27 protein-coding genes and 1 tRNA gene are annotated in these 24,184 nt (G+C 55.3%); 15 read left to right on the top strand and 13 right to left on the bottom strand.

Going from position 1 to position 24,184, the window contains the following annotated elements; translation table 11 throughout:
• Positions 1–72: 72 nt before the first annotated feature.
• The 6 genes from AArcS_RS07830 to AArcS_RS07805 form a co-directional block, all read right to left on the bottom strand.
• Complete coding sequence (locus AArcS_RS07830) at positions 73–828, bottom strand: helix-turn-helix domain-containing protein (protein WP_238479926.1); 756 nt, start codon at positions 826–828, stop codon at positions 73–75.
• A 130-nt stretch (positions 829–958) separates the two neighbouring features.
• The gene (locus AArcS_RS07825) at positions 959–1,369 is read right to left on the bottom strand and encodes a hypothetical protein (RefSeq protein ID WP_238479925.1); all 411 of its coding nucleotides are present in this window, start codon (positions 1,367–1,369) and stop codon (positions 959–961) included.
• Between the two features lie 496 nt (positions 1,370–1,865).
• Positions 1,866–2,297, bottom strand: coding sequence for an RDD family protein (locus AArcS_RS07820; protein WP_238479924.1), 432 nt, complete (start codon positions 2,295–2,297; stop codon positions 1,866–1,868).
• Between the two features lie 396 nt (positions 2,298–2,693).
• Positions 2,694–2,897 carry a type II toxin-antitoxin system HicA family toxin gene (locus AArcS_RS07815; RefSeq protein ID WP_310736989.1) on the bottom strand — a complete coding sequence of 68 codons (204 nt, stop codon included), beginning with the start codon at positions 2,895–2,897 and terminating at the stop codon, positions 2,694–2,696.
• A gap of 24 nt (positions 2,898–2,921) precedes the next feature.
• Complete coding sequence (locus tag AArcS_RS07810) at positions 2,922–3,194, bottom strand: type II toxin-antitoxin system HicB family antitoxin (protein WP_238479922.1); 273 nt, start codon at positions 3,192–3,194, stop codon at positions 2,922–2,924.
• Positions 3,191–3,430, bottom strand: coding sequence for a helix-turn-helix domain-containing protein (locus AArcS_RS07805; RefSeq protein WP_238479921.1), 240 nt, complete (start codon positions 3,428–3,430; stop codon positions 3,191–3,193). Before AArcS_RS07805 ends, AArcS_RS07810 begins: the two co-directional genes overlap by 4 nt.
• Positions 3,431–3,593: 163 nt before the next feature.
• On the opposite strand from AArcS_RS07805, the gene AArcS_RS07800 reads away from it, so the two are divergent.
• From AArcS_RS07800 to AArcS_RS07775, 6 genes are all read left to right on the top strand, one after another.
• Positions 3,594–3,935, top strand: a complete 342-nt coding sequence (locus AArcS_RS07800; protein ID WP_238479920.1) for a HalOD1 output domain-containing protein — start codon at positions 3,594–3,596, stop codon at positions 3,933–3,935.
• 269 nt (positions 3,936–4,204) lie between these two features.
• Positions 4,205–5,374, top strand: coding sequence for an inorganic phosphate transporter (locus AArcS_RS07795; protein ID WP_238479919.1), 1,170 nt, complete (start codon positions 4,205–4,207; stop codon positions 5,372–5,374).
• Positions 5,375–5,413: 39 nt separating this feature from the next.
• The gene (locus tag AArcS_RS07790) at positions 5,414–5,842 is read left to right on the top strand and encodes a universal stress protein (RefSeq protein WP_238479918.1); all 429 of its coding nucleotides are present in this window, start codon (positions 5,414–5,416) and stop codon (positions 5,840–5,842) included.
• A gap of 454 nt (positions 5,843–6,296) precedes the next feature.
• Positions 6,297–7,589: a hypothetical protein gene (locus AArcS_RS07785; RefSeq protein ID WP_238479917.1), complete on the top strand. Its 1,293-nt coding sequence runs from the start codon at positions 6,297–6,299 to the stop codon at positions 7,587–7,589.
• A gap of 505 nt (positions 7,590–8,094) precedes the next feature.
• The gene (locus AArcS_RS07780; protein WP_238479916.1) at positions 8,095–8,931 is read left to right on the top strand and encodes a ParA family protein; all 837 of its coding nucleotides are present in this window, start codon (positions 8,095–8,097) and stop codon (positions 8,929–8,931) included.
• A complete protein-coding gene (locus AArcS_RS07775) occupies positions 8,928–9,365 on the top strand; it encodes a DUF7970 domain-containing protein (protein ID WP_238479915.1) in 438 nt (145 codons plus the stop codon). Before AArcS_RS07780 ends, AArcS_RS07775 begins: the two co-directional genes overlap by 4 nt.
• Before the next feature lie 720 nt (positions 9,366–10,085).
• On the opposite strand, the gene AArcS_RS07770 is transcribed toward AArcS_RS07775, so the two are convergent.
• Positions 10,086–10,403: a hypothetical protein gene (locus tag AArcS_RS07770; protein WP_238479914.1), complete on the bottom strand. Its 318-nt coding sequence runs from the start codon at positions 10,401–10,403 to the stop codon at positions 10,086–10,088.
• A 237-nt stretch (positions 10,404–10,640) separates the two neighbouring features.
• Here AArcS_RS07770 and AArcS_RS07765 point away from each other — a divergent pair, with 237 nt between their 5' ends.
• The 3 genes from AArcS_RS07765 (at position 10,641) to AArcS_RS07755 (ending at position 13,967) form a co-directional block, all read left to right on the top strand.
• Positions 10,641–11,906: a PD-(D/E)XK nuclease family protein gene (locus tag AArcS_RS07765; protein WP_238479913.1), complete on the top strand. Its 1,266-nt coding sequence runs from the start codon at positions 10,641–10,643 to the stop codon at positions 11,904–11,906.
• Between the two features lie 355 nt (positions 11,907–12,261).
• Positions 12,262–13,374 (top strand): tyrosine-type recombinase/integrase, encoded by a 1,113-nt coding sequence (locus AArcS_RS07760; protein WP_238479912.1) that lies wholly within the window; start codon positions 12,262–12,264, stop codon positions 13,372–13,374.
• Positions 13,375–13,523: 149 nt separating this feature from the next.
• The gene (locus tag AArcS_RS07755) at positions 13,524–13,967 is read left to right on the top strand and encodes a hypothetical protein (RefSeq protein ID WP_238479911.1); all 444 of its coding nucleotides are present in this window, start codon (positions 13,524–13,526) and stop codon (positions 13,965–13,967) included.
• A 108-nt stretch (positions 13,968–14,075) separates the two neighbouring features.
• On the opposite strand, the gene AArcS_RS07750 is transcribed toward AArcS_RS07755, so the two are convergent.
• From AArcS_RS07750 to AArcS_RS07735, 4 genes are all read right to left on the bottom strand, one after another.
• Entirely contained in the window at positions 14,076–15,176 is a 1,101-nt protein-coding gene (locus AArcS_RS07750; RefSeq protein WP_238479910.1) for a tyrosine-type recombinase/integrase, read from the bottom strand.
• 247 nt (positions 15,177–15,423) lie between these two features.
• Positions 15,424–15,498: transfer RNA gene (locus AArcS_RS07745), tRNA-Glu, on the bottom strand.
• 100 nt (positions 15,499–15,598) lie between these two features.
• Positions 15,599–15,976: a Zn-ribbon domain-containing OB-fold protein gene (locus AArcS_RS07740; RefSeq protein WP_238479909.1), complete on the bottom strand. Its 378-nt coding sequence runs from the start codon at positions 15,974–15,976 to the stop codon at positions 15,599–15,601.
• Positions 15,973–17,127: a thiolase family protein gene (locus AArcS_RS07735; protein WP_238479908.1), complete on the bottom strand. Its 1,155-nt coding sequence runs from the start codon at positions 17,125–17,127 to the stop codon at positions 15,973–15,975. The genes AArcS_RS07740 and AArcS_RS07735 overlap by 4 nt, the downstream gene beginning before the upstream one ends.
• Before the next feature lie 120 nt (positions 17,128–17,247).
• Here AArcS_RS07735 and purM point away from each other — a divergent pair, with 120 nt between their 5' ends.
• From purM to AArcS_RS07715, 4 genes are all read left to right on the top strand, one after another.
• Complete coding sequence (gene purM / locus AArcS_RS07730) at positions 17,248–18,219, top strand: phosphoribosylformylglycinamidine cyclo-ligase (RefSeq protein ID WP_238479907.1); 972 nt, start codon at positions 17,248–17,250, stop codon at positions 18,217–18,219.
• Between the two features lie 75 nt (positions 18,220–18,294).
• Complete coding sequence (locus AArcS_RS07725; RefSeq protein ID WP_238479906.1) at positions 18,295–18,846, top strand: hypothetical protein; 552 nt, start codon at positions 18,295–18,297, stop codon at positions 18,844–18,846.
• Positions 18,847–18,908: 62 nt separating this feature from the next.
• Positions 18,909–19,283, top strand: coding sequence for a nuclear transport factor 2 family protein (locus AArcS_RS07720; RefSeq protein ID WP_238479905.1), 375 nt, complete (start codon positions 18,909–18,911; stop codon positions 19,281–19,283).
• Positions 19,283–19,489 (top strand): DUF8527 family protein, encoded by a 207-nt coding sequence (locus AArcS_RS07715; RefSeq protein ID WP_238479904.1) that lies wholly within the window; start codon positions 19,283–19,285, stop codon positions 19,487–19,489. Before AArcS_RS07720 ends, AArcS_RS07715 begins: the two co-directional genes overlap by 1 nt.
• 12 nt (positions 19,490–19,501) lie before the next feature.
• Here AArcS_RS07715 and AArcS_RS07710 read toward each other — a convergent pair whose 3' ends face one another.
• The gene (locus tag AArcS_RS07710; protein ID WP_238479903.1) at positions 19,502–20,455 is read right to left on the bottom strand and encodes an Rv3626c family coenzyme F420 biosynthesis-associated protein; all 954 of its coding nucleotides are present in this window, start codon (positions 20,453–20,455) and stop codon (positions 19,502–19,504) included.
• 89 nt (positions 20,456–20,544) lie between these two features.
• Here AArcS_RS07710 and AArcS_RS07705 point away from each other — a divergent pair, with 89 nt between their 5' ends.
• Entirely contained in the window at positions 20,545–21,285 is a 741-nt protein-coding gene (locus AArcS_RS07705) for a helix-turn-helix domain-containing protein (RefSeq protein WP_238479902.1), read from the top strand.
• 98 nt (positions 21,286–21,383) lie between these two features.
• Positions 21,384–23,768, top strand: a complete 2,385-nt coding sequence (locus AArcS_RS07700) for a heavy metal translocating P-type ATPase (RefSeq protein WP_238479901.1) — start codon at positions 21,384–21,386, stop codon at positions 23,766–23,768.
• On the opposite strand, the gene AArcS_RS07695 is transcribed toward AArcS_RS07700, so the two are convergent.
• Positions 23,769–24,077, bottom strand: coding sequence for a hypothetical protein (locus AArcS_RS07695; protein ID WP_238479900.1), 309 nt, complete (start codon positions 24,075–24,077; stop codon positions 23,769–23,771).
• Positions 24,078–24,184 lie beyond the last annotated feature (107 nt).

Genomic DNA, 24,184 nt, shown 5'->3' with positions numbered 1-24,184 from the left:
CAGAACGATTCACAAGATGTTGCTTGCATTCGAAATCCGGTGAATTGCCCGTTTGAAGGAACTGCAAATCGGTCACTTGTCGACGGGCAAGTCCAACTTGGGAAGCATCACCCGTTTATAATAGACAATGAATATGCCTGTGATGAAAAGATACAGTCCACCAATCAACAATGGTGACCAGTCTATAACAAATATCAAAAGCCCGGCACAGAAGCCGCCGAATACAACCCCTCCCAACAACATGACATGTAGTCCCTCCGTAGACTGGACCTGTAGATCGCTACCAGTCGTCAGTCGAATTCCGATCATTCCAACAGTGAGGGACGCCCATGTGAGGAGCGGAAGCCCGATTGCCGTGCCAACGGTTGCTGGCAACTGTTCCGATAAGCTAATCAGTATTGCCCAGCCGAAGAAACCGAACGCTGCCCACCCGATACTCCGCAGGAGTTCCTCACGGAGGATCAAGCGGACCCGTGAATGCTGTAGAAATTCCTTGAGGGAATTCGCTTTTTCTTCCGACTCTTCGTTCAGTGCTCGTTTTCCCTCTGGTGAGACAGGCCACTCTGATTCCGGATGGTCGATATAATACAGGGTCAACGAGTCGGCAAACGTTTCTGTTGCAACAATTCCGTGTTCTTCTAGGTCGTCCAAACGATTGCGGACGGTAACCTTCGAGACATCTGGTTTGATTCGCTGTTGAATCTGTTGTAGTGAATAGAATGGACGGTCGGATTGATACATCGTCTCGATGACGTGCTGTTGCGTCAGCTTCGTATTCACCCTCCTGTCTTCGGGCAGTTGCTCAGATATCCACGGAGGAAGTGACATTTATTGTTCACGACCCATCAGAGAAACATGGCTGTTTCGGCTTGTATTTCTTTGCTTTCATCGGTCGCACGTGAAGGCTGATCGTCGTCCTGTTGTCACCCGATCTACCGGTGATCTCCTCGTGAAGGTACTACGTTGTCATTGTGGTCTCAACTACCTCCTCCCCCGTGATCCAGTACCAGACAATAGTGACACCTGTCACTGCGACGTACGCAGTAATCACCGGCAGCGCGGAATACCCACCAGCTGTGACAAGATACACAGCGCCAACACCACCGATCATGATTCCAAGATAGAGACTCATCGACAGCCCAACCGGCGTCTGAACCTGCAACTCTGTCGATGTCAAAACGCGAATCCCAATCGTTCCTGCGGTCAACAATGCCCACGTGAGTACGGGGAGCCCGAAAACCGTCAGAACTGTCGCGTCTAACCATGCTGTCTCTGAAATGACGAGCGGCCATCCAACAATTCCGAGGGCAATCCACGCGATACTTCGCAACAATTCCTCTCGTATGATGCGTCGGTGTTGTGACTTCATATCCACAGGTCAACCAAAGATAGCTACTAATAAAGCAACGGTGAGAATTTTGCGTCCAGAAGAGTGGATTTTCCGGGCAGAAAAGACACTTTGCGTCCACAAAGGTGGGGTGAAACCCTTCCACTATTGGGCTCTCCTGTCTATATTGGCCGATCGGAGTCGGTCCGAGATCGAGAACGCCTGGTGGTGAATATGCGCCTTCTATTCAGCAGCTCCTGCAACAGATCTTCGAGATCTGCCAGTAGCAACGTGCGAGACATAGAGGATGGGTTCAGCATCGGGAATTCGTTTATTTCAGGTTGGAATCATCGAATCATCCATTCAGTAGGTTTGCGAACTGACCGTTGAGATGTCTGCCAATATCCCTATTTTCCCTAACGGGCTTGCAAGATGTAACGCGTGAGCCATGCCTCAGAAGCTGGCCTACTCGAAACATCGTGGCCAATACAGAAACGCACCGACCGCCGCTCAGGACTCTGTCTCGTGACGAAGTAGTTCAGCCGTAGACAACGATGGTATTCCCCCAGCGATCCCCGAGACGCTGATCATACCGCGAGTCTGCAATTAGGATGACCCCTACGAGAATGAGTACTAACGAGAACGCCCCAACAACCTTGGTTACGTTTCGTACGACTGCCGAATACGTCGAAATCGATTCACCCCCGGTAGTGACAACTTTGATTCCCAACAGCAGCTTTCCTATTGTTCTCCCCCATTTTGCCTCTAAAATGACGTGATATCCAATAAACACGGCCAAAAACAGTATGCTAGGAGGAACGGTGATGAAAATACGCACAATAAGTTCAGCTACGGCGGCAGTGAGAAAAACCAATACGATATCGACCGCCCATGCGAAGCCCCGTTCGGTTACCGATGCGTACTGCACCCGTTCACGGTAGGGCTTCGAAAGTTCCGAGAAATCACCCATGTAGATAATCAATTTCCCGGATTTGATAAGCTTTCTCAACCAATATTGTGGTGATTGTATCTATAAAACAATCTGATTGATTTCCGTCTTTGATCACCTTTTGCAACTCTTGTCCGTCAGTCGTTTGATACAGTATAAAATCAATAGTCACTGGTGACAAGTACATCTTCTATATGGAACGATTCCCGGGGGAGCAATACAGGTATGCCATCCGTTCTATGACTTCCTAATCTGTTCCCTGTGGTGGCCTGGTCTGCCCCTTCTCGCGCATGGCTTCAACGGTGTCGATGGTGTCCTCACGCATCTCGCCGAACGGTTCCGCGTTGATCTAGGCCACACTGGGGTGTGAGTGGTCGAGTGGGTTCCAGTACCCGTCAATTATCGGTTTTGGTCGATCTAGGCCTTGAATTTCTGGTAATCGTTCGCGCCGGCCTGATCTGCGATGTCTTTGAGCGTGCCCTCGCTAATCTCGTCGTGGAGCGGGACTGGGACGGTGCGCGCTTCGGCGTCGTGGTCCTCGGGCGGCTCCCAGCGGAGGATCGCATGGTCGCCGCGCGTGCGCTTCCACTCGTAGATTCCGCTGTTGACCATTACCGTCACAACGTCTCTTCGTAACAGGAGAGGTTACTCGAAAATCCCTGAGTCATCGAGAGAGTCGGAGGTGTTGTGCTCGGGGTCAATCCCCATCTCGCGGAGATCCTCGTCGCTAGGAGGGTCGCCATCTCCGTGATAGCCTTGAAGTGCTTCATCGAGGTTTTCAAGGGCCTCCTGACGGCTCTTACCCTGACTGGCGACGCCGGTTTCTTCATCCTTTGCGACCCACCAGTTGGTTTCACGGGTAAGCGTGATCGTGGTGCCCGTCGGCGGGTCATGGTTGCTGCTGGAGTCAGTGCTCATGCTTCAGCCTCCGGAGTTAGACTCCACGCGAGAGAGTTCCCGATCATCTTACTCTCCACCTTGCCGTCGGTTTCGAATTGGCGAAGTCGGTAGTCCGCGCTGGGGCGCTTAATTCCCAACTCCTCGGCAACATCCGTCGTACCTGCAGGCCCGTGTTTTCGCACGGTGTCGAGGACCTCGTCGTCACTGTGTTTCGCGGAGAAACGCCCACGCTCATCACGTTCGCTCCCACTCATACCTTGCTGTACGGATGCGTAGGATAAAACCCATCTACTCTGTAGTAGATGGTTATCCGGGTTGCGGCTCGTTTTAAGCCCAAACGATTAGCTCATGAGAAACAAACGGCAACACCATAGAATGAACGACAGAATGATTGTACTCCCATTGTAAGATTTCAATATGGGAACAGGTGGTCTGACCGTTTACCGAGAGTGTACACCAGTTGTCGATGCCAATTACCGATCCGACAATGACCGGTCCCCTGCGGAAGTTATCGTCGAGGCAGTGGCGGAGGCAGCCGAAACCGATCCGATAGAGCTCCCACCACTATACGAATTTATTGATGCCGATGCGCTTGACGCGCTGTTCGACCGACACGACGGAGCCGAAGAAACTGAAGCTCTCCTCAGTTTCAATGTTGATACCTGGAACGTGTTCATCCGGAGGGACGGTCGTATCCGCGTCTGTGACGCTACTCGGCCCACAGACCCAGAACCAGTCTTCGACTCCAGTCCGGCCTAACGCGGCATTATATTCTACCGGCTCTGTTGAAATCCTCTTATTCGGACACAAATCGAATGAAATAGCCGGTCGCTGGAGACTCATACCTACCGCTTTGATCTCCAAATCGGTTCTTGATGAGTAGTTTGGCAGGGCCAGTTTCCGTAGTGGGAGAGTCTGAAGGGCTAACTGCCAACCAAATATAATACAAAAAAGTTCTCTTATACTATTTGTATAACTTATGAATTAGTTGCAGAACATACTTAAAAACCCATCACCTATTATATTATGTGATTTCTACCATTCTCTTGGTCGGACTCGTCGCAGCCGTTTTTGTCGGATTCAATATCGGTGGGTCCTCGACAGGTATCGCATGGGGGCCTGCTGTCGGTGCAGGGTTGTTGAGAAAGACCACCGCAGCGGCCTTGATGACGTTTTTTGTCTTCTTTGGTGGCTGGACAGTCGGTCGGAATGTTATGGATACACTGAGTGGAGATATTATTACGATGGAAGGTGGGATTCCACTGGCTGCGGGCGTCGCAGTCCTGTTTTTCATTGGGTTCGGCATCCTCATCGCAAACATCTTCGGCGTTCCTGTTCCAACCTCCATGACGACTGTTGGGGCGATCGCAGGACTGGGCCTTGCGACTGAAACACTTGATTTCGCGGTGATCGGTTGGATCGTCTCGTGGTGGTTGGTAACGCCAGTTATCGCCTTCTGGATTGGAGCAGTTATCGGTCGTTATCTGTATCCCGAACTCAATAAACGGGTCGAGATCACCTCCTCTGAGGGGCCGTTGCTCGTTCTCGATCGATCCAAAACTGTCCCAAAACTATCGTTCGGGCCAAACACGACAACTGGAGAACTCGCTGGAACGGTTGTTGTTCTCGTCATCGGTTGTTACATGGCTTTCAGTGCCGGGGCGAGCAACGTTCCGAATGCGGTCGCACCGCTGGTTAGTAGCGGCGCACTGGGTGATACGAATGCGATTATTATCGCAACCATCGCAATCGGAGTCGGTGGGTTCACGATCGCTCGGCGAACAATGGAGTCCGTCGGCGGTGAACTCAGTGAGATCCCGTTGCTCGCAGCGTTGATTGTGATGACTACTGCCGCGACAATCACGACCGCGCTCTCGTGGGCTGGCATCCCAATCAGTCTCGTGATGGCAATGGTAATGACGATTGTCGGACTCGGTTGGGGGCGGGCGACTCGTCCGCTCACAGCCCGCGACGCCGTGCGAGGTGATACTGATGCGGATATTGCAATGGGTGCGTTGAAAGAAGAGCCTCGTTCAGATGTGACAAAGATCGGTGAAGAAGAACCAAATGAGGTACAGGACGCCGGTGCTCTGTTCAACCCGCGAGCGATTGCAAAGTACATTTCAATGTGGATTATCGGCCCGTCTGTCTCTACTGGTCTCGCATATGCATTCTTTACGGCCTTACCCATCGTCTAAAGATCGTGGGTTTATTCATACGTCCCACGTAGCTGCCGTATGGTTTCAGACGTACTCGTCCCGATGGACGACTCTGAGATGGCAGAGAAAGCACTCCGCTACGCTTTCGATGAGTTTCCAGAGGCGGAAATCACCGTGTTGAATGTCGTCGGAGGACCATCATGGATGATGGGTGAAGCAACGGGGCTTGCTCTTGCGGACGATATTGAGGAAGCCGCCGCCGAACGTGCCGAGGCTGTCTTTGAATGTGCCCACGAGATAGCAACCGAGCGTAATCGAAAGATCAGCACACTCGTGGGCATCGGCCACCCTGCCCGAAATATCATTGATCGTAGCGAAGACTATGATACGATCATACTCGGTGCGCACGGCGCGGATCGAAGCCGCGTGTCACGCCGGTTTCTCGTCGGAAACGTAGCCGAGACTGTGTCAAAACGTGCACCGATTCCCGTAATCATCGTTCGCTGATCACCACGCCTCAGCGACTGTGGTATCGAAATCACGGTGTTACTGCTACTTGCGGACGCACTCTATTGTGCACGAGTCAGGCAAGACTATTTTTCGGTCTCTCTCGAAGTTATTCGGGCCTGTTGAAATCCTATCCATTGGTGCTGTGGAAACCCTCCTGCCGTCTTGTGATTCACTGAGAAGCTAGTTTCGTGTCTGATCTGCGAAACTCCGTAGAAAGGTAGCTGCACCCAATGTCAAATTTGAAGGGTTTCAACAGAGCCTCTTTTTTTATTCTTGCTGAGCACGCTACCGTCGTGTTCAGATAAGCTGGTTCTGTTCAATACCATCATCAAGGCGTGCGTTTTCGGGCATGCATCACTTTGAAACGTCCCCTCTCACCGTTCCATCCTTATTTGAATACCGTCATGAAGACAGGGCAGACCCTTTTAAATCAGGACAGGTTATTCTCTCTATGTCGATTGGACCTCCGTTCAAACCAGATCCTCTCTGTGAGTGGGATAACTGGCGCGAACAAACAACTCGGCTCCAATATCCCGATAGAGATATCCGTATCATCTTCCCGAAGCAGGAGGGTGGCACCGTTCACGAGCCAAAGAGTCAACCTGCAGAGTTTGGCGATTTTGATCCGAATAATCACGACCCGGATCCTGAAGTATGGCCACTGGAGGATTTGGATCCAGGATACCCTGCAGATGTTGATGAATTGTATGTTATTCAAAATCCGTTTCCTGCTCCTCACGTCGCGTGGGTAACAGAAGAATATCTAGAAGCGCGGTACGGCTACAACCCAGTACGGCAAGAGGTTGATGTTGATGAACTGCCAGTGTGGGTCCAGCCAAATAAAACAGAAGACAACGATACTGTAGAGATTGATGCAACGAATGACGCTGAATTACCGCTGAGTCTGACAGACGATCGTCGAGAAGCACTCACTCGGTTAGCGCATTTGTGGAATGGAGAAACCGTTCGTGGCCACCATCTGTTATTGGATAAGTGTCCTGGCTGGGGAGAGATTTTTGACGACCTCAATCAAGAGGAATTACAACGTCTGGTTGTTGATCCTGATGCGGACCCGAGGCTTGCCGAGGCGTTTAATTGCTATGATTGGTTCGAGCAAGAGCAATCCATATACCTGAAGCCAAAGCGAATTCTGCGAAAGAAGGTTTGGTACGCCCCGACCCAGCGCGGACGTACCTTAATCAACGCACACACTGATCTCCCATCGCTGCGTGGAGACCCAAATGAGGGGCTTGTTCACCGAGTTACTGTGGGTCTGGCAGCACTTCGTGAGAAGTGGAACGCCAAAGAGATTGGGACATATTATAACCTCGATGTCAACGGGTACAATGTAGATCTACTCAGTCGAGATGCGAGCGGTCAGCTGTACGCTGGAGAAGTGATGACCGGTCACAATAACTGGGCGCTTCATCGACGAACCTACGAAAAGCTCAGTGATCTCCGTGCACGGGACATGATTCCGCATGTTGTATTCGATTCACGGAAAACAGCTTATAAGGTATTTAACCATTGGCATAGAAAGGGACTTGCTCAATTACCGCGAGGACCATTCGATTCCGAATTTGGAATTGAAGACGGTCGGAAACGAATTGAAGAAGCATACAAAGATGAGCAATTGAGCTGGGACGTTGCAGACTGGACAACTACTGCAGCTCTGTGGCGAAATACTCTCGGCCGGGATGGCCCTGGAATCGACCGCAATCTAGTAACATCAATGGATTGGTAGATCCCTTTTCGCACCCCCACCCATACATCCCCTAAATGGGGTACAGTATACTAGTATTACTGGTCTATTTTTGATCGGCTATACTGTAGATTTCAGACGTTAAACCCCGTTCCGGAGTTGGTTTTACCGCTGGAGAAAATTGCCCGGATTCAAAAGTGATTGACGATTTATAAATTGGTATTTTAAATGCTTTATCAATAATCACCCGCCGGAGATACAATCCCGAGTAATTGGATTTTTAAACGGTATAGCAAAAACTCGGGGACGGAGAAGGCAAAAAAGACATTATCTTGACTGGTACGATAATCATGAAGCCTTGAGGGGTCAAGACCTGTTTCTATCACCGTTGATGTCCCGGCTTTCGTGGTCAGTTGTCTATCTCAATAGCCCGTTCAGATAGTCTGTCTCGTTAGTTATCCAAAGCAGTATAACTAGTTAGTATAACTACACAGACTAACTAATTAGTCTATTTAGTTTTATAAGTGACTGGCTCTTATGATTGTGTATGCTCGCCTATACAACGTACTCTGAGTCAGGGGGGGTCGGTAAGACTACCCTGACAGCAAACCTCGCTGACGCTCACAGCCAACAAGGACGAGACGTGCTCGTCTTGGATTTAGATCCTCAGCAGGGATCGCTGTCGTACCTGCTTGATATCCCAACATCTCGTGACGATGATGTAGCTGATAATATTGCTCGACATTTAATTGATGAGCCAAAGGGTGAGTTCAGTGAACTGATCCAAGAGACCCCATATGGATTTGACGTTGTCCCATCCCATGGTATGCTGGAAAACCTGCCACAGTTATTAATGAAAGCTCAAAATCTGGCTGAAGACCTCGGTGAAGAATTTAGCCCAAACGACCGACTGCGACAAGTTTTAATTGATGCTGACATCCGACGCGAGTATGATACGATTATCATCGATCCACCAGCATCGCCCGGTCCTCATCTGTACAACGCTGTCTCTGCAACCCGATCACTACTCCTACCAGTGAAGCCGACTGGCAAAGGGATGCAGTCCATCGCAGGGATCGAAGATATTTTAACAAATCTCGAAGCCAACCTAGATCTCGATCTGGGAGTACTTGCAATCGTACCGAATGGGATCGGCAGCACATCAGATCAGGAGCAGTACCTCGAAGAGATTCAGCAACTGGGTTACGATGCCCCCGTCACTATCCGGGATCGGTCTGCACTATTCGAGGGGTCGTGGGACCAACGTTGTACTGCATTCTACTACTTTGGCCATCATCGATCCCACAAACGTGACTACGAAGCCGAAACCCTGGATAAACTACGAGACCTTGCAGCACATATCGAGGAGGTAGGAGACCAATGACAAACGGAATGAAATCAGGAGCTGGCAGCGATCCATTCTCTGATACATCCACCGATGAGGAGTCACCAGAAGAATCTGAAGCACAGACCAAAGAACGGGAGGAAACATCTGAGTCTGCCTCGACTTCGGATGCTGGTGCTAACTCGACAGCAAATAAGCAATCACAGGCCACCGGCTCAGGACAGAACCGTGATACACTGCCATACATTTTTGCGAGACACAGCGTCAAGGACAGTCGAAAAATGATTCAGTACTTTTTGCGCGAGGCTACACAAGAGACTGAGAAGGATGCCCGACATGCTATCGAGGATGAACTCGGGACTGATGTCCCCCTTACTGATGTTCGAGAAGCCTTGGTTCGTGTGGGTGCAAATCATCCCGATGAAGTCGCCGATGAACTCCGCGACTGGGGATATCGACTTCGGGAAGACTGAGTACGCAGACAAGGGGTAGCGGCTCTGTTGAAATCCTCAAATGGAGATCGGTTTCGGTCGTCGCGCAAGATGAAATGCGCGAGTCTTGTACGAGTATTCCACTGGAAAGCCAGTTATTCCGATCGGTCAATATAGGCAAATTACGTATCGTCAGGAGGAATAATAAAAACATACACGAAGGCCATACTACGTATTGTGTATGTCTGACCATGAGAGTTCGAACCTCTTCGCTCATTTACGTGCGATTCGCACTGCTATCATTGGATTAGCACTTGCAGTTATTACTACAGGACTTATCATCCAAGGCGACTCGTTGGAGTTTCCATTCCTTGTGATAACGATCTTTGTGTGCTTCTATGCATTTGTTCCTCCTCTTGTCCGTTTGTGAGAGTAGTCACTACATGCTGCATCACAGAGCAACTCGCGGATTGGACCTCTTATTGGTCAACCGTTTATAGGATGTCTTGTGCACGGAAAGCTGGCAGTTGAATCGGTGTTTGCCACGGTGAAAACGAAAGTAAAACAGTGAGTCGACCGCGTCGACCGACATACAACAAGATACCTCGAAGCCCAACACGGGGTACGAGTACCGGCTTCGTAGCGGAGCCAATGCAGTCGATCACAAAGCTTAGATTCCCAAGCTTCAGGATTGACCTGCCCGACCAACACCGGGTGGGAAGCCCACAAGTTTAGTCGTGGGACCACGTCACGTACAGCCTGTTAGTTCTCGTACTTCTCCAAAGCGTTGTTAATTGTCTCTAACGCCTCTTCTTCGGTTTCTCTCAGTGTTTCAGTTAGGACTCGAACACCTATGGCATCCTTCGAGTCCGGATCGGGATACGTTTCAGCCACGTAACCACCGTCAACTAGCCCGCTCTCTCTGATCGCACTGACGATGCGCTGTGCTTCGTTCTTCCCTCCGTTAATCTTCACATAAAACTGGTCGTCCCAGTCTTCCACGTCCTCAACAGTTTCCTCCTCCTCAGCGAGTAGCTCAAGAACGGAACGAATGTGGTCATGCTCATTTTCGCTCGACATACGTTACTATTTATTATAAATAATAAAAAGCGCTTGTATATTACTTCACAAACGGTTACTCAGATTCTATTCGCTAATACCGACGAACAGTCGAGAGAGAAAGCGACAATTGGACAGTACAGAGTGCTCACACAATAACCCTATCCGTGAGCTCAGGTGGTCACTGATGCAGTAACTGCTATGTGAGCACTGGCCTGTTTCGCGGACTTATTTATGCGAGGTATCACAAGCAGTGACATGGCCGTTGACGAGCTCCGTCGGGTATTGGCCGAGTTCGACGCTCTCTATTCGAATATCGAACAGGTAAGTGCGCCGCCGAAGACCACGCTCGAAATACTTGAGAAGCACTACGATGAGGATCACTGGAATCGACTCCTGCGATATTTCCTCGATTCGAAAGAACCGCACGGCTTCGATGAGGCTGTACTCCTGCAGTTCCTTGAGTTGGTTGAGGAGCGCTGCGATGGGTTTCATTTTGATCGGTACGCCGTCGACGAGGTCGATGTCCAGCGGGAAGTGGTGACTCCGAACGACAATCGTGCGGATATCATCATCACGTACGAACAGGAGTGGTTCATCTGGATTGAGATGAAAGTTCGGTCACGAGAGGGAACAAATCAGACGAACCGATATGTCGAAGATGACTACATTGGGGAGACGCTAAAAAGTACGTTCGACGAAGCGAATAGGTTCTACGTTTATTTAGCACCGGACAGAAGCACAGCGGATGCAGACGCGTTCGTGAATCTCGACTGGACCACACTCATTGCTGCGTTCCAGCCACTGACGCAAACAGGGGTCAGAGAGCAACCGCTTCAGAGTTATGCACAGTTCACCGATTTTCTAAACACCGTTCGAAGTGAGACCAGTATGACACAGCACGAAGCAAACCAACAGGAGAAAGTCGAATTGGCGATTGAGTATCACGATTCGATCAGCGACGTGAGGGAAGCGTTCGAATCTGTAGTGGAGAGTCATCAAGAGAATTGGCCCCAACGATTCGAACCGTATGCGCCAGCGGGGTGGGACGACAATTGGCACTATCACACCGGTGGTAAGAAACTCTCCTTCTATAAGCAAACGTGGCCCATCGCTGATGTCGAACCGGGAGAAGACGTGAGTAGTAGCCACTCGCTGCGTCCGTACTTCCAGCACGTGATCAGTTTGGACCAAATCGCCAGCAACCAGCTCAAATTCAAGACACAGTTGACGGGTGCCAACGAGGACTTACGAACGAAATTTCAGGATTACCTCTACAGTGACGGGGTCCGCACACGGCTCGAAGAGATGGCTGCAGACATTGAGCAACGCAAAGGAACTACGATTCGACTACCAGAGCGGGACGATCGCAAGTACACACGGTTCACGATCACGACATACCCGTTCGACTGGGAGGGCGGCGAGGGCTATTACCGAACGCTGGCGCAAGCGCTTACAGACCATCAAGAGGTCGGGGAGATATTTAACGAAGCATTACAGGAGATAGCGTATGAGCGAACCTAATCCTCGAAAGTCGTAGTTAAAACACACCGTCTAATTCAGGAGGTTTGAGTAACGAGATAGTTGCCGCGAATATTGTTCTTACGAGGTTGTAGTAGTAGACCCGAGTCACGGTATATGTCATGGGAACCCGCTGCGGTCACTGAATAATTGAAAAATCGTTACTGGACTTCTCCGAGGAAAGCGTTGTTTCGACATTTTCAGCTTCGTTTGACATGCACTTCCCCGAAGAATGGTATCTGGTAGTAGAGGTGCTAGAACCGTACTTCAGAGCCGTGTTGAGGTGAGGCACAAACTCTGATTTTCCCTACAAGCCAGAGTTTTATTTTAAATAGGGTCATATGCCTGTTCAGTCAAAATGAGTAGTCGGGGGAGATCAGAAGACCAAATCTTAGTAGACGAGCAGTTTAAGCCGCTCAACAGTCGGCAGCAGGATATCTACTCTGCGGTGTTGAGTCGGTTTAAGCAGTATCTGGAGACAGAGGGCAAGAATCCGAAGAAAGGGCTCGGATACAGCAAAGTCAACGAACGTATCTCCAGATTCCATCGCGTCATGAAGTGGGTCTGGAACAATGAGACAATCACGACCGAATTCACAACCGAGGACGCAGACATCGTCAACGAGGCTCTCGCTGAGGACTCGTTTCGTCGCATGGATGGAGGGCGATACGCGGAGGGGAGCAAGCGGAAGATCAACGATGTCATAGTCAACTGGTTCGAGTTCCAGGGCATCGACTGGGACCCAGAGACGAGATTCCATGACGAACCGGCAACGGAGAACGCAGATCCATTCCGAAAGTCCGAACTCCAACAGCTTTGGCAGACTTCTCTCACCTACAAGAGTGTGCCGAGCTACAACAACCTCAGCCCAGAGGACCGAGATCGCTGGAAAGCACACATCGCTCAAGAGCTCGGCAAGCCCAAAGTCGAAGTCACGCCATCCGACTGGGACACGCTCAACAAGGACTGGAAAGTCCCATCACTCGTCCGCACTACGAGAGGTGCTGGATGGAGGCCGGACTTGATTGGCCGTATGAGTGTCGAGTGGTATGACCCGGAGGCCCAGAGAATATATATTCCCGAAGGAGAAGCGCCAAAAAATGACGATTCCTGGGAGCAAGAACTCTCGCAGGAAGGTGCACACGCTCTTGATAACTGGCTTGACCAACGAGCAAATCAGGAGATGTACGATGGGCGTGACGAGATTTGGCTCACGCGCGAGGGGAATCCATACACTTCAGCATCACTGAACGATCTACTCGATAATCTCGTCGATGAGGCAGGCATCGATGAAGGTAATCGTAAAATAGTGTGGTATTCGTTCCGACACAGTATCGGAACCTACGTTTACGATAAATATAAAGACAGGCGGGTCGTCGCTGAAACCCTCAGGCAGAACAGCACTGCCGCTGCCGATCGTTACATCCACCCGCTCCCAGAACTGAAACAGGAAGTGGCGGACTTGATGTAGGTTGAGCGTTTGAGGGTGTCATGGAACACTTCATGAAGTGTTGAGTTCATAGTTTTAACAGTGAATTGCCTGCTACACTGCTCCTGCGAACTGTTCACTCCAGTCGGGTCAGTAGAAGACATTTATGCAACGACGGTTCTAGTTTTATTATGAACAGAAGGCAGTTGCTTGCTGGCGTTGGACTCTCCATCTCTATTGGCGCGTCTGGGTGTATTGGGAACCTCAACAGGGCTGCAGAAATTACTAATGTCGAATTTGAAACCGGCGTTGGCGTTGATAAGAGACCCGATGACGATCCAAGAGTACGTTTCAGTGATAATGCAGTATATGCGAGTGGTGTGTATTCAACTGGAGACATGTGCTATGATGCACATCTTGAAGAACCAGTCTATGATGTAGAGGATGATAAGCTACATATCGAACTTACTAGACAGCATGATGGAAGAGACGAATGTGAAGAAGTTGATGAAGCGGTATCGTATCGTGTGATAGTCCATTTCGAGGAGGAACTTCCAGCTATCGTCAGAGTAGCCGAAGAACCACCCGTTGGGAGTGAAATCGTGAAAGAACGAGATACTGGTCTGTTACCGTAGTAGACATTCATGAGTGATATGTACACACCCTATATTTAACGATGGTCGAGAGAGCAATACAGGGATGCCAACCGTTCTATGACACCCTGCTCATTCGGTTAGAAAAGATTACCCCATACGATCTAACGCGTCCCGTCTATCTTCAACTGGGGTCTGGTCGTACTTCATCGTCGTCTCTGGAGACTTATGTCGAAGTTGTGCCTGGGCCGCCGCAAGATCCTCTTCTCGGGTCATATAGGTGCCGACTGAATGCCGGATGGCGTACCAACTCATCTGCCGATTTGCCGTCTCAATATCAGCTATCTCGCAGAGCCTGTGCAGCAGGCCACGAAGCGACGAAACGGACCAGGGGTTCTGCTCTCGTGTTAACCAAATCGCATCCGTATCATCGTACTCGGGGTACGCCACCCTCTCTTCACACCAGTTCTGCAGTATCTCAGCGGTCCGGTCCCGGAGGCCAACTCTCCAGTTGTCCGTATTTTTCGCACTGTCCTCCTTTGGGATCCGGAGGACGCTGTTGTCTGTATCTACCCAATCCATCGTTGAGCGTTCGACTTCGGTTGGCCGCAAGCCGGTATCCAGAGAAACCCACACGAGTGACGGGATCTTCCAGCCGTTAGCACGATCCCAATCCGCAGGAGTGACCTCGGACTTTGGCTTCTCGAATCGCTGGGCGAGATGTTGTTTCCACCGATCGCGTTCGGTGGGGGTCAAATTGTTGTAGCTCGGAATCGATCCGCATTCAAGAGCGGCATCACGGATGGCGCTCCGCTCTTCTTTGGTCAAGAAGTCACGGGGGTTTGAGCTGTTATCTGCTGAAAAAGTGATCTCGGGATTCCATTTACCAAGGTTTCGCTCGTGGTGCAGCCATTTGTAAAGCATCTTGAGTGACTTCTGGCAGTTGACCTTGTGTGTGGCACTCACGTCACGGTGAGCGAGGTGGTCCATCCACGCATCAGCGTGATCATGTGCAAGGTTCACTGTGTATCCCTCTTCACGCTCCCAGACGAACCTGTAGAACCTATCAATACGATACGATCGAGGTTTGACCGTGCCTTTTGCATAGCCCTTTGCTTTCTTGGGCTCTTTCCCGTATGCCAGAAGCCACCGAAGACACTCCTCCCGTTCGGAGCGGTAATCCAAGAGTTGTCGTTGGTTCAAAAATGCCTCAGATGGCTCGGTGACAACCGGGTAATCGTCAAGGTTCATTGGCTGTCCCCTCTACGAATATCGGATCGGTGGTTCTGTAGCTCTGAGATCGCTGACCAAATTCTCGTATCGCATGACTGAGACGGGGTCAGTACCGAGTCCTGCGAGTCGAATAGGTATGGCAAAACGGATAATCGCAAGACAGCGTGGTTGTGTGTGAATCCTTCGAGCTTGCTTGGTCTGCGCGTTGAGTCGAACATGGGTATGTGGCGCAGGACAAAACCACCAGACGGCGAAAGGAAAAGGATGCTCCGACTGGGATTCGAACCCAGGTCATTGCCGTGAGAGGGCAATATGATTGGCCGGACTACACCATCGGAGCGGGTGTACTAACCGGTAGTTGGGAGATGTGTTTAATAGTTCCGTTTTCACGCCGCCGTGGGGGTATCTGCCGTGGCTTTAGCTGTAAATCGACAGAATCGTCAGATCGGCTCGAACCGGAAGCCGTCCCACTCTTGACTGTCCGGTTCGCGGATCCCTGCGCCCGGTTCACGAAGTTCGTCAGCATAGACCGGTTCGACGGTGTCTCCGATCTCGATGTCCGCGCCGTCGACGATCTGTCCGAGCGCCCGCACCGACTCGCCGTCCACGTCGAACTCGACAATTGCGAGCGTGTTCGGTTCGCGAAGGCCGGGTGGTGTCGCCGTACTGGTCGTCCACGTAATGACTTCCGCAGTCCGATCAGTCAGGTCGACGGTCTCCGTCGGCTCGGCCCCGCTCAACCCGCGCGGGTGTCCGGGGTACGAAACGGTGCCGTCCTCGTAGCGCTGTGCTGTCAGCTCTGGCTCGTTGTCGCTCATCGTCCTGCCTCCATGATCGTGGTGATGACGCAGTTGCCGAAGCCTCCGACGTTGCAGGCGAGGCCGACGTCAGCATCGACCTGTCGCGGCCCGGCGTCGCCGATGACCTGTTTGTAGATCTCGTAGCCCTGTGCGACGCCGCTCGCGCCGAGCGGGTGGCCCTTGGATTTGAGCCCACCGGAGGTGTTGACCGGTAAGTTGCCGTCCTTCTCGGTTCGGCCGTCCTCAATGGCCCTCCACGCTTCGCCCTGTTCAGCGATCCCCAGCCCCTCCATCTGAAGGAACTCCAGAATCGTGAACATGTCATGGAGTTCGGCGACATCCAGATCATCCGGCCCGATACCAGCCATCTCGTACGCGTCCGCCCCACTGTCGACGACGCCACCCATTACAGTGGGGTCCTCGCGCTCGTGGACGACGTGCGTGTCGGTCGCCCCGCCGATACCCGAGATAACCGCGTAGTTGTCGGTGTATTCCGCGGCGACGGACTCGGGACAGAGCATGAGCGCGGCGCTGCCATCGGTGATCGGGCAGAAGTCATAGAGCCGGAGCGGGTCGGCGATGATCGGCGAGTCCATCACGGTCTCCAGATCGACTTCCTTCTGGAACTGTGCGTGGGGATTATCGACGCCGTTTTTGTGATTCTTGACGGCGACTTTCGCCAGGCTCTCTCGCGGTGCGTCGTACTCGTGGAGATAGCGTCTGGCGGTCAGTCCCGCAAAGCTGGGCAGCGTGACACCGTGTTTGTACTCCGCGGGGTGGGTCAGGGAGGCGATCACATCAGTGGCTTCGGCGGTGGTGCGGTGGGTCATCTTCTCCCCACCGACGAGCAGCGTCATGTCGCTTGCTCCGCTGGCGACGGACTGCCAGGCGGCGTAGATCCCTGCACCGCCGCTAGAACTGGTCTGGTCGACCCGCTGGGTGTAGGCAGGGACGGCTCCGAGGTCGTGAGCGAGGGCGTTCGGAACGCCCGTCTGGCCCTCGAATTCACCGCTGGCCATGTTCGATACGTACAGATGTTCGACGTCGTCGGGTGTGACACCGGCGTCCGCGAGACAGGCTTCACCCGCCTCTGCGAGGAGTTCGCGGATCCAGGCGTCACGTTGCCCGAACTGTGTCATCGACGCGCCGATGACTGCAACGCGATCCATGTACGATTCCTCTCACGACGGGATAATATAAGCCGCGGGTTCCGTGCCAGCGTGCACCGTTCCGATCCGATCCAGCGACAGACCGGTGGTCTTTTGCTCGCCGCGGGCACGTTCACTCGTATGACTGACGAGGAGCGACTCACCTACTCGGACGCGGGGGTAGACATCGACGAGAGCGATGCGGCGACTGCAGCACTGCTCGACGCGGTTGGTAACGTCGTCGACAGCGAGTACGCCGGACTGCTCGACATCGGCGATCAGTATCTTGGCCTCGCCACCGATGGCGTCGGGACCAAGCTGCTCGTCGCGGAGGCACTCGAAGATTACTCGACGGTCGGTATCGACTGTATCGCGATGAACGCCAACGATCTCGTCGCGGCGGGCGTCGATCCGGTCGCGTTCGTCGACTACCTCGCCGTCGAGGAGCCAAGCGAGGAGTTCTCCGAACAGGTCGGTGACGGGCTCGCAGCGGGTGCGGAGGCCGCCGGGCTCTCACTGCTCGGCGGCGAGACGGCGGTGATGCCCGACGTGATCCGTGGGCTGGACCTTGCGGGTACCTGCGCCGGACTCGTCGACAAGGAGCAGACGTTCGACGGGGAGGCACAGCCGGGCGACGTTCTCGTCGGTTTTCCCTCCAGCGGCATCCACTCGAACGGGTTGACGCTCGCCCGGACCGCAGTGACCCGCGAGTACGAGTACACTGATCCGTTCCCACCGAACCCGGACCGGTCGATCGGCGAGGAACTGCTCGAACCGACCCGGATCTATACGTATCTGCTCGAACCGCTTCGTGAACACGACGCCCGCGCGGCGGCCCACGTGACCGGGGGCGGCTGGACGAACCTCACCCGGATGGGCGAGCACCGCTACGACATCACCGACCCGTGTCCCGCCCACGACATCTTCGAGTTCGTGCAGGAGCTGGGTAACGTCGCGGACGAGGAGATGCATCGAACGTTCAACATGGGAACCGGCTTCGTCGCCGCCGTGCCCGAGAAGCAGGCAGACGCGCTCGCCGACGCGACCGATGGGCAAGTCATCGGGACGGTCAAAGAAGGTGAGAGCGTCGAAGTTCGTGGGCTCTCGCTGTAGCGGTCTGTGGGCATCGACGACAGGAGGATCGCACGAACCGATACGTTCTTTCTGCACCCGCGCCAACACGTAGCCATGCGCGTACGCGACTGGCAGGATATCGTCGAGGACATCGTCGACAGCGGCGTCGACCCGGAGGGATGGCGTGCCGTCGCGGGCGACCGTAGCGGCGGCGTCGGCGAGGATCTGTATCTCGGCCATCCAGTCGGCGGCGTTTACCAGATCAAGACGTTCGCGAAGAACCCCTACGAGGTGCGCGGCGTCGGCACGCAGGTCGCACGGAAGATCGACGACGAGATCGGCTTGTATCTTCCCGAACAGCACGACTCCGGACGATTTGCCGTCCAGCGCCCCCCAGAAGACGAGAGTGACGCCGAGCAGAAGGCCAGCAACCTCGAAGAAGTACTGAAGGCCCACTCGGATGCCCCGACGACGCCGGGAGACCTGTTCGACGACGTGATGGAGGTTCTGGACAGTCCAGCGTTCGGCCCGATGGAGTACGACCAGTACGACCGGCCCGACGAGCTCGATGAGCTCGCGTCGACGTTCGAGGAAGCCGAGGAGCTACTCGACGCGGAACTCGACGAGCTCGTCGACGAAGGAGACGTTGATCGAGGGTTCTACTGACTCGTCACAGTTTCCGGGACTGCTTCGGGGGCTTCAAGTTCACATCGGACGTTACATAGGCTATGAGCGCCGAAACGACGGTTCGTGAGTATTACGAGGCAGTGCGGAACGGCGACCCCCTGGGTCCGTACTTTGCTGATCACCTCGCTACGGTCAAGTTCGGGATCAGTGAACAGCTCCGTGGCTCCGAGGAGATTACTGAAGCCCTGGCGGAGCAAACGCGCACGACCGAGGAGTGGCGCATCGAGTCGACCGATCTATCAGTCACCGAGCGGGGAGACTGTGCCTGGTTCGCCGATCTGGTCGATATGGCGTGGACTGACACCGGCACTGGCGAGCGATTCTCCTTCGACTCCCGCTGGTCCGGGACGATAGACGCGGGAGACGGGGACTGGAAGTTCGTGAGTATGCACGTCAGTGCGCCACGGGAGCTATAATGGTTGGACCAACCAGAGCGGAGATCGAGGAAGCCAACGACTACAGCCAGATAAAGTGGGGCTTCGTGGTCCTTATCGCGCTTTCGGGTGGCCTGACGGCTGTCTATGCCGATGCCTCGCTCACCGCAATCGCCGTAGCCACCCTCGTCGGAGCGCTCGTCGGCACGGCGTTGATGCAGTACCTCTTCTGGATGCTCAGAGGCTGACGATCTGCATACTTACAAATTAAGGCGTCGCAGCCACGCGTCCGGGTCATCGATTTCGTCGTTCGTCGGGAGGTTTTCCGGTCGGTCCCAGACGACGCTCGCGGTCTCGACATCTCGTTGCTCGGCGACCTGCTCGAAGAAAGCCTTTCCACGTTCGTACTGGCGGCGTTTCATCCCGAGGCCGAGCGTCCGGCGAACGAATCTCGCGAGCGGCCCGCGACCCTGTCGTCGGGCGTCGAGCTTTGCCCGGAGGTCGGCGTATTCGCCGTCGAAGGCGTGATCCATCAGTAACTCGGCGTATCCCTCGACGACGGTCATCGTGGTGTCGAGTTCCTCGAAGGCTTCACGATCGAGCGTGCCCCGGGAGAGCGCTTCGATTCCGTCGTCCATCGTCGCTTCGAGATGGTCGGTGAGCCACGGTGCGGCCCCGAACTCGGCGGCGTGGGTCACCTCGTGGAACGCGATCCAGCGACGGAATCGGTCGTACTCGACATCGAGTTTGTCGGCGACATCGACGATGTTCGGGCGAACGAAATAAAGCGCGTGATCGTTCGAGTCTGCGAGCAAGAGCGGATCGTACTGGCCGAGCACATTTCGGCCGAGGAAGGCGAGCATAAAGCTCATCGTCCCGGTGTTGACAACCCGTGAAACGCCCGGGATCGCAACGGTAGTGTGTGATTCGACCGGTTGCATCACGCGCCGAAACGTGTCGGCGTTCGCGTCGATCCAGTGGTGACGGTTCTGGATCTCGATCCGGTCCGGAACGTCGAAGGTCAGGTCCCCGATCGATCGGATTCGGGTTCGGGCGTCCCGGACATCAGTTGCGTATGCCTCGCGTTCGGCTGCAGAGACGTCGAGGGGGCCGGGGTCGGTGCTGGCGCGGGCCGCCTCGACAACGGCGTCCCAGTCGACTGCGCCGTCGCCGGAGGCCCCGGTCACTGCGCGGACGCTACGGAACAGGTTCACGCTTACAGATAGGGGATGGGCGGGCAAAACTGTTCGCCCCTATCCACAGCCCCCGGTTCCGTTTTATTCGTCGAACAGCTAGATTCGGTATGCGCGAACTCGTCTTCACGCTCGATTATCGCCCCGGCTGTAACGCGGTGGCGGACACACTGGCCGAGTATCCAGACGCCGAGATTCGGTCACTCTCCTTGCACGCCACCGAGTCGAGCCTCTGGCGCGTCGACCACGCGAGCGGCTCGCCTGACGCCCTCGATGCTATCGAGGATGCCTTTCTCACCGCGGATTACTACGCTGACTGTCTCGCGACCGACCACTGCGGTGCGACCCAGACGATGCACGTCCTCGAACACACAGACGACACGCTCGTGCTCTACTCCTACTGGAAGCGAACCCCGGACTGCGCGTCGGTTCCCCACACTGCCCTCGATAATCTGGGAGAGGGTGCGCTCTTCGAGACCCGCCATAGCGAGCGAGAATACACCTGGCGGATCATCCACTCGGGCCCCGCGGACGTCCGTTCGTTCATCGACAAGCTTGGACGGATCGTCGGCGACTGCGCCGACCTGGAGATCAAGCGCGTCACGGAGGCACCCTCTCCATCCGTGCGGACTGACGAGGGACTCGCGCCCGAGCAAGAGGCCGCACTAGAGGCTGCGGTCGAGCACGGCTACTACGAGACGCCCAGACAGATCAACGTCGGCGAACTCGCGGAACGCCTCGACGTTCCGCGGTCGACGCTGACCTATCGGCTCCGGCGGGCAGAGGCTCACCTGGCGAAAGAACGCGTTTCCCGGCGCTTTTCGCCCGGTAGCAGTTCCGCACTACTCTGAGGTAGGCGATACAACCCACTCCGGATTGGAATATTCTAACCAAAGAGTTGGAACATTCCAAGAAACTCGTATCCCGACCTGCTCCCTAGCCACCGGTGATGACTGATAGTCGTGCGGAGACTGAAGAGGTCGCAGACGAGTACGTCACTCTTCGCCTCTCCGTCCCCGAAATGGACTGTCCCTCCTGTGCGGGCAAAGTCGAGAACGCACTGACCGATATCGACGGCGTGCAAACGATGGATCTGCGGCCGACCTCCGGGATTGCGACCGTCACCTACACTGCGGACCGTGCGAGCGAACAGGAGATCGTGACCGCCGTCGAGAGCGCTGGCTACAAGGTCGCCGAGCGCTCGGACGGGACCGATACCGGCGGAACGGGAGTCGCTGAACCCGCGGCCGTCTGGACGAGTTCCCGGGCCATCAAAACGTGGATCGGCGCGGTCTTTCTCGTTGTCGGACTCGCGCTGACGTTCGTGCTGACTGGACTGAACACCACGCTGGTCCAGACATCGATCGGCGCGCTCACATTGGCTAACGCCACGTTGCTCGTCGCGACCGTGGCGGCCGGTGTTCCGGTCGTCCGGTCCGGCTACTACTCCGCGCGAAACCGGAGCCTCGACATCGATCTCCTGATGGGGACGGCGATCGTCGCCGCGACGGGGATCGGACTCTACATCGAGGCGGCGACGCTCGCGGTCCTGTTCAGTATCGCGGAGCTACTCGAACGCTACGCGATGGATCAGACCCGCGACGAGTTGCGCGAACTGATGGAACTGTCGCCCGAGGAAGCGACCGTTCTCCGGGAAGTAGAGGACGGCGAGCCCCAGGAGGTGACCGTCCCCGCCGAGGAAGTTCGTGTCGGCGAGCGCGTCGTCGTCCGACCGGGAGAAAAGATCCCGATCGACGGGATCGTCGTCGAGGGGACGAGCTCGGTGGACCAGTCGCCGATCACCGGCGAGAGCGTCCCGGTCGACAAATCTGGCGGCGACGAGGTCTTCGCGGGGACGCTCAACGAGGCGGGCTATCTGGAGATCGAGACGACGAGCGAGGCTGGCGAGACGACGCTCGCACGGATCATCGACCTCGTCGGCGACGCGCAGGCCAAACAGACCGAAAAAGAGCAGTTCGTCGACCGCTTCGCGAGCTACTACACGCCTGTCGTGGTCGTGCTGGCACTGCTTACTGCCTTCCTGCCACCACTGCTCATCGACGGCACGGCGACGGTCGGACTCGCGGGTGTCGAGCACACGTTCGGCGACGACTCGCTGACGTGGTTCGTCCGCGGGCTGACGCTGCTGGTGATCGCCTGCCCATGCGCGTTCGTCATCTCGACGCCGGTCAGCGTCGCCTCCGGCGTGACCAGCGCGGCCCGGAACGGCGTCCTGATCAAGGGCGGTAACCATCTCGAAGCGATGGGCGAAGTGGATGCCGTCGCCTTCGACAAGACGGGGACGCTCACCGCTGGCGAACTCACCGTAACGGATGTCCTCGCGCTCGGCGACGTGAAGGAGGACGACGTCCTCTCTAGCGCCGCTGCACTCGAAGGTCGCAGCGAGCACCCGATCGCCGAGGCCGTTCTGGAGCGTGCGAGCGCGGCGGGGATCGACCCCCGGGGGGTCACGGCCTTCGAGAGCATCACCGGCAAGGGAGTCCGCGGGGATGTCGACGGGAGGACCTACTACGCCGGAAAGCCGGGACTGTTCGAGGAACTCGGATTCGACCTCGATCAGTCGACTCGTGGGCCGGGTCGTACCGACGGCGGCGTGTCGACGGTTAGCGAGGACGTCCTGCCGGATGATGAGGAGTGGATCGCCACGGGCGCTGCCTCGCTCCCCGACCGGATCGATGCGTTACAGGCCGAGGGCAAGACGGTGATCCTCGTCGGGACCGAAAAGCGGCTCCTCGGGGCGATCGCCATCGCCGACGAGATCCGACCCGAGGCCCGACTCGCCGTGGACGCGCTCGCCCGTCTCGGCGTCGGCCCGCTGGTGATGCTCACCGGCGACAACGAGGGCACAGCCCAGGCCGTCGCCACGGATCTGGGGATCGACGAGTACCGCGCCGGGCTACTGCCCGAGGAAAAAGTCGACGCCGTCGAGGAACTGCAGGCCGAGTACGGCTCGGTTGCAATGGTCGGCGACGGGATCAACGATGCACCCGCGCTGGCGACCGCCGACGTCGGCATCGCAATGGGTGCAGCGGGCACGGACACCGCCATCGAGACTGCCGACATCGCGCTGATGGGCGACAACGTCGCAAAACTGCCCTACCTGTACGCGCTCGCCCACAGGGCCAACAGCGTGATCCGCCAGAACATCTGGTCCAGCCTCGGCGTCAAGGCCCTCCTCGCCGTCGGCGTCCCCTTCGGCTACGTCAGCGTCGCGGTGGCGGTCATCGTCGGCGACATGGGGATGAGTCTCGGCGTTACGGGGAACGCGATGCGGCTCTCGCGGGTGACGCCGGACCGATTCCTCGACGAGTAGTCATTCGGTCGTCGAAGTGAACCGGCTGATCGTACCTTCCGATTCCTCGTCCGGCTCTAATTCTTCCTCGTCGTCGCCACCGAGGAGCGTCTTCACTGCGACGCCGATGACGGCGAGGATGACCAGCGGGATCAGCACCGCAGCGATGCCGAGGCCGCTGTCGTCTACTTCCGCCGTCTCTACGTCCTCCGCTCCGTCGTCGTCGGTTCGATCGATATCGGCCGAGAACAGTCCCTCGTCGTCAGGACCGCTGGGCCCGATCTGGATGCGTCCACGCGGGTTGAACTCGAACAGCGTTATCTTTGCCATACCTGCTAGTTGGACGAGACGGAACTTAGGAATGAGGGTGTCACGACGTATCACGTCTCCTGACAGCCTTGCCGTGACGACAGGCTTGAAACATCGGGACGACAAGT

The sequence above is a fragment of the Natranaeroarchaeum sulfidigenes genome (assembly GCF_017094485.1).
GTDB lineage: Archaea > Halobacteriota > Halobacteria > Halobacteriales > Natronoarchaeaceae > Natranaeroarchaeum > Natranaeroarchaeum sulfidigenes.
Note: the sequence above shows the minus strand (reverse complement) of the source record. Positions and strands in the feature narration are given on the sequence as shown.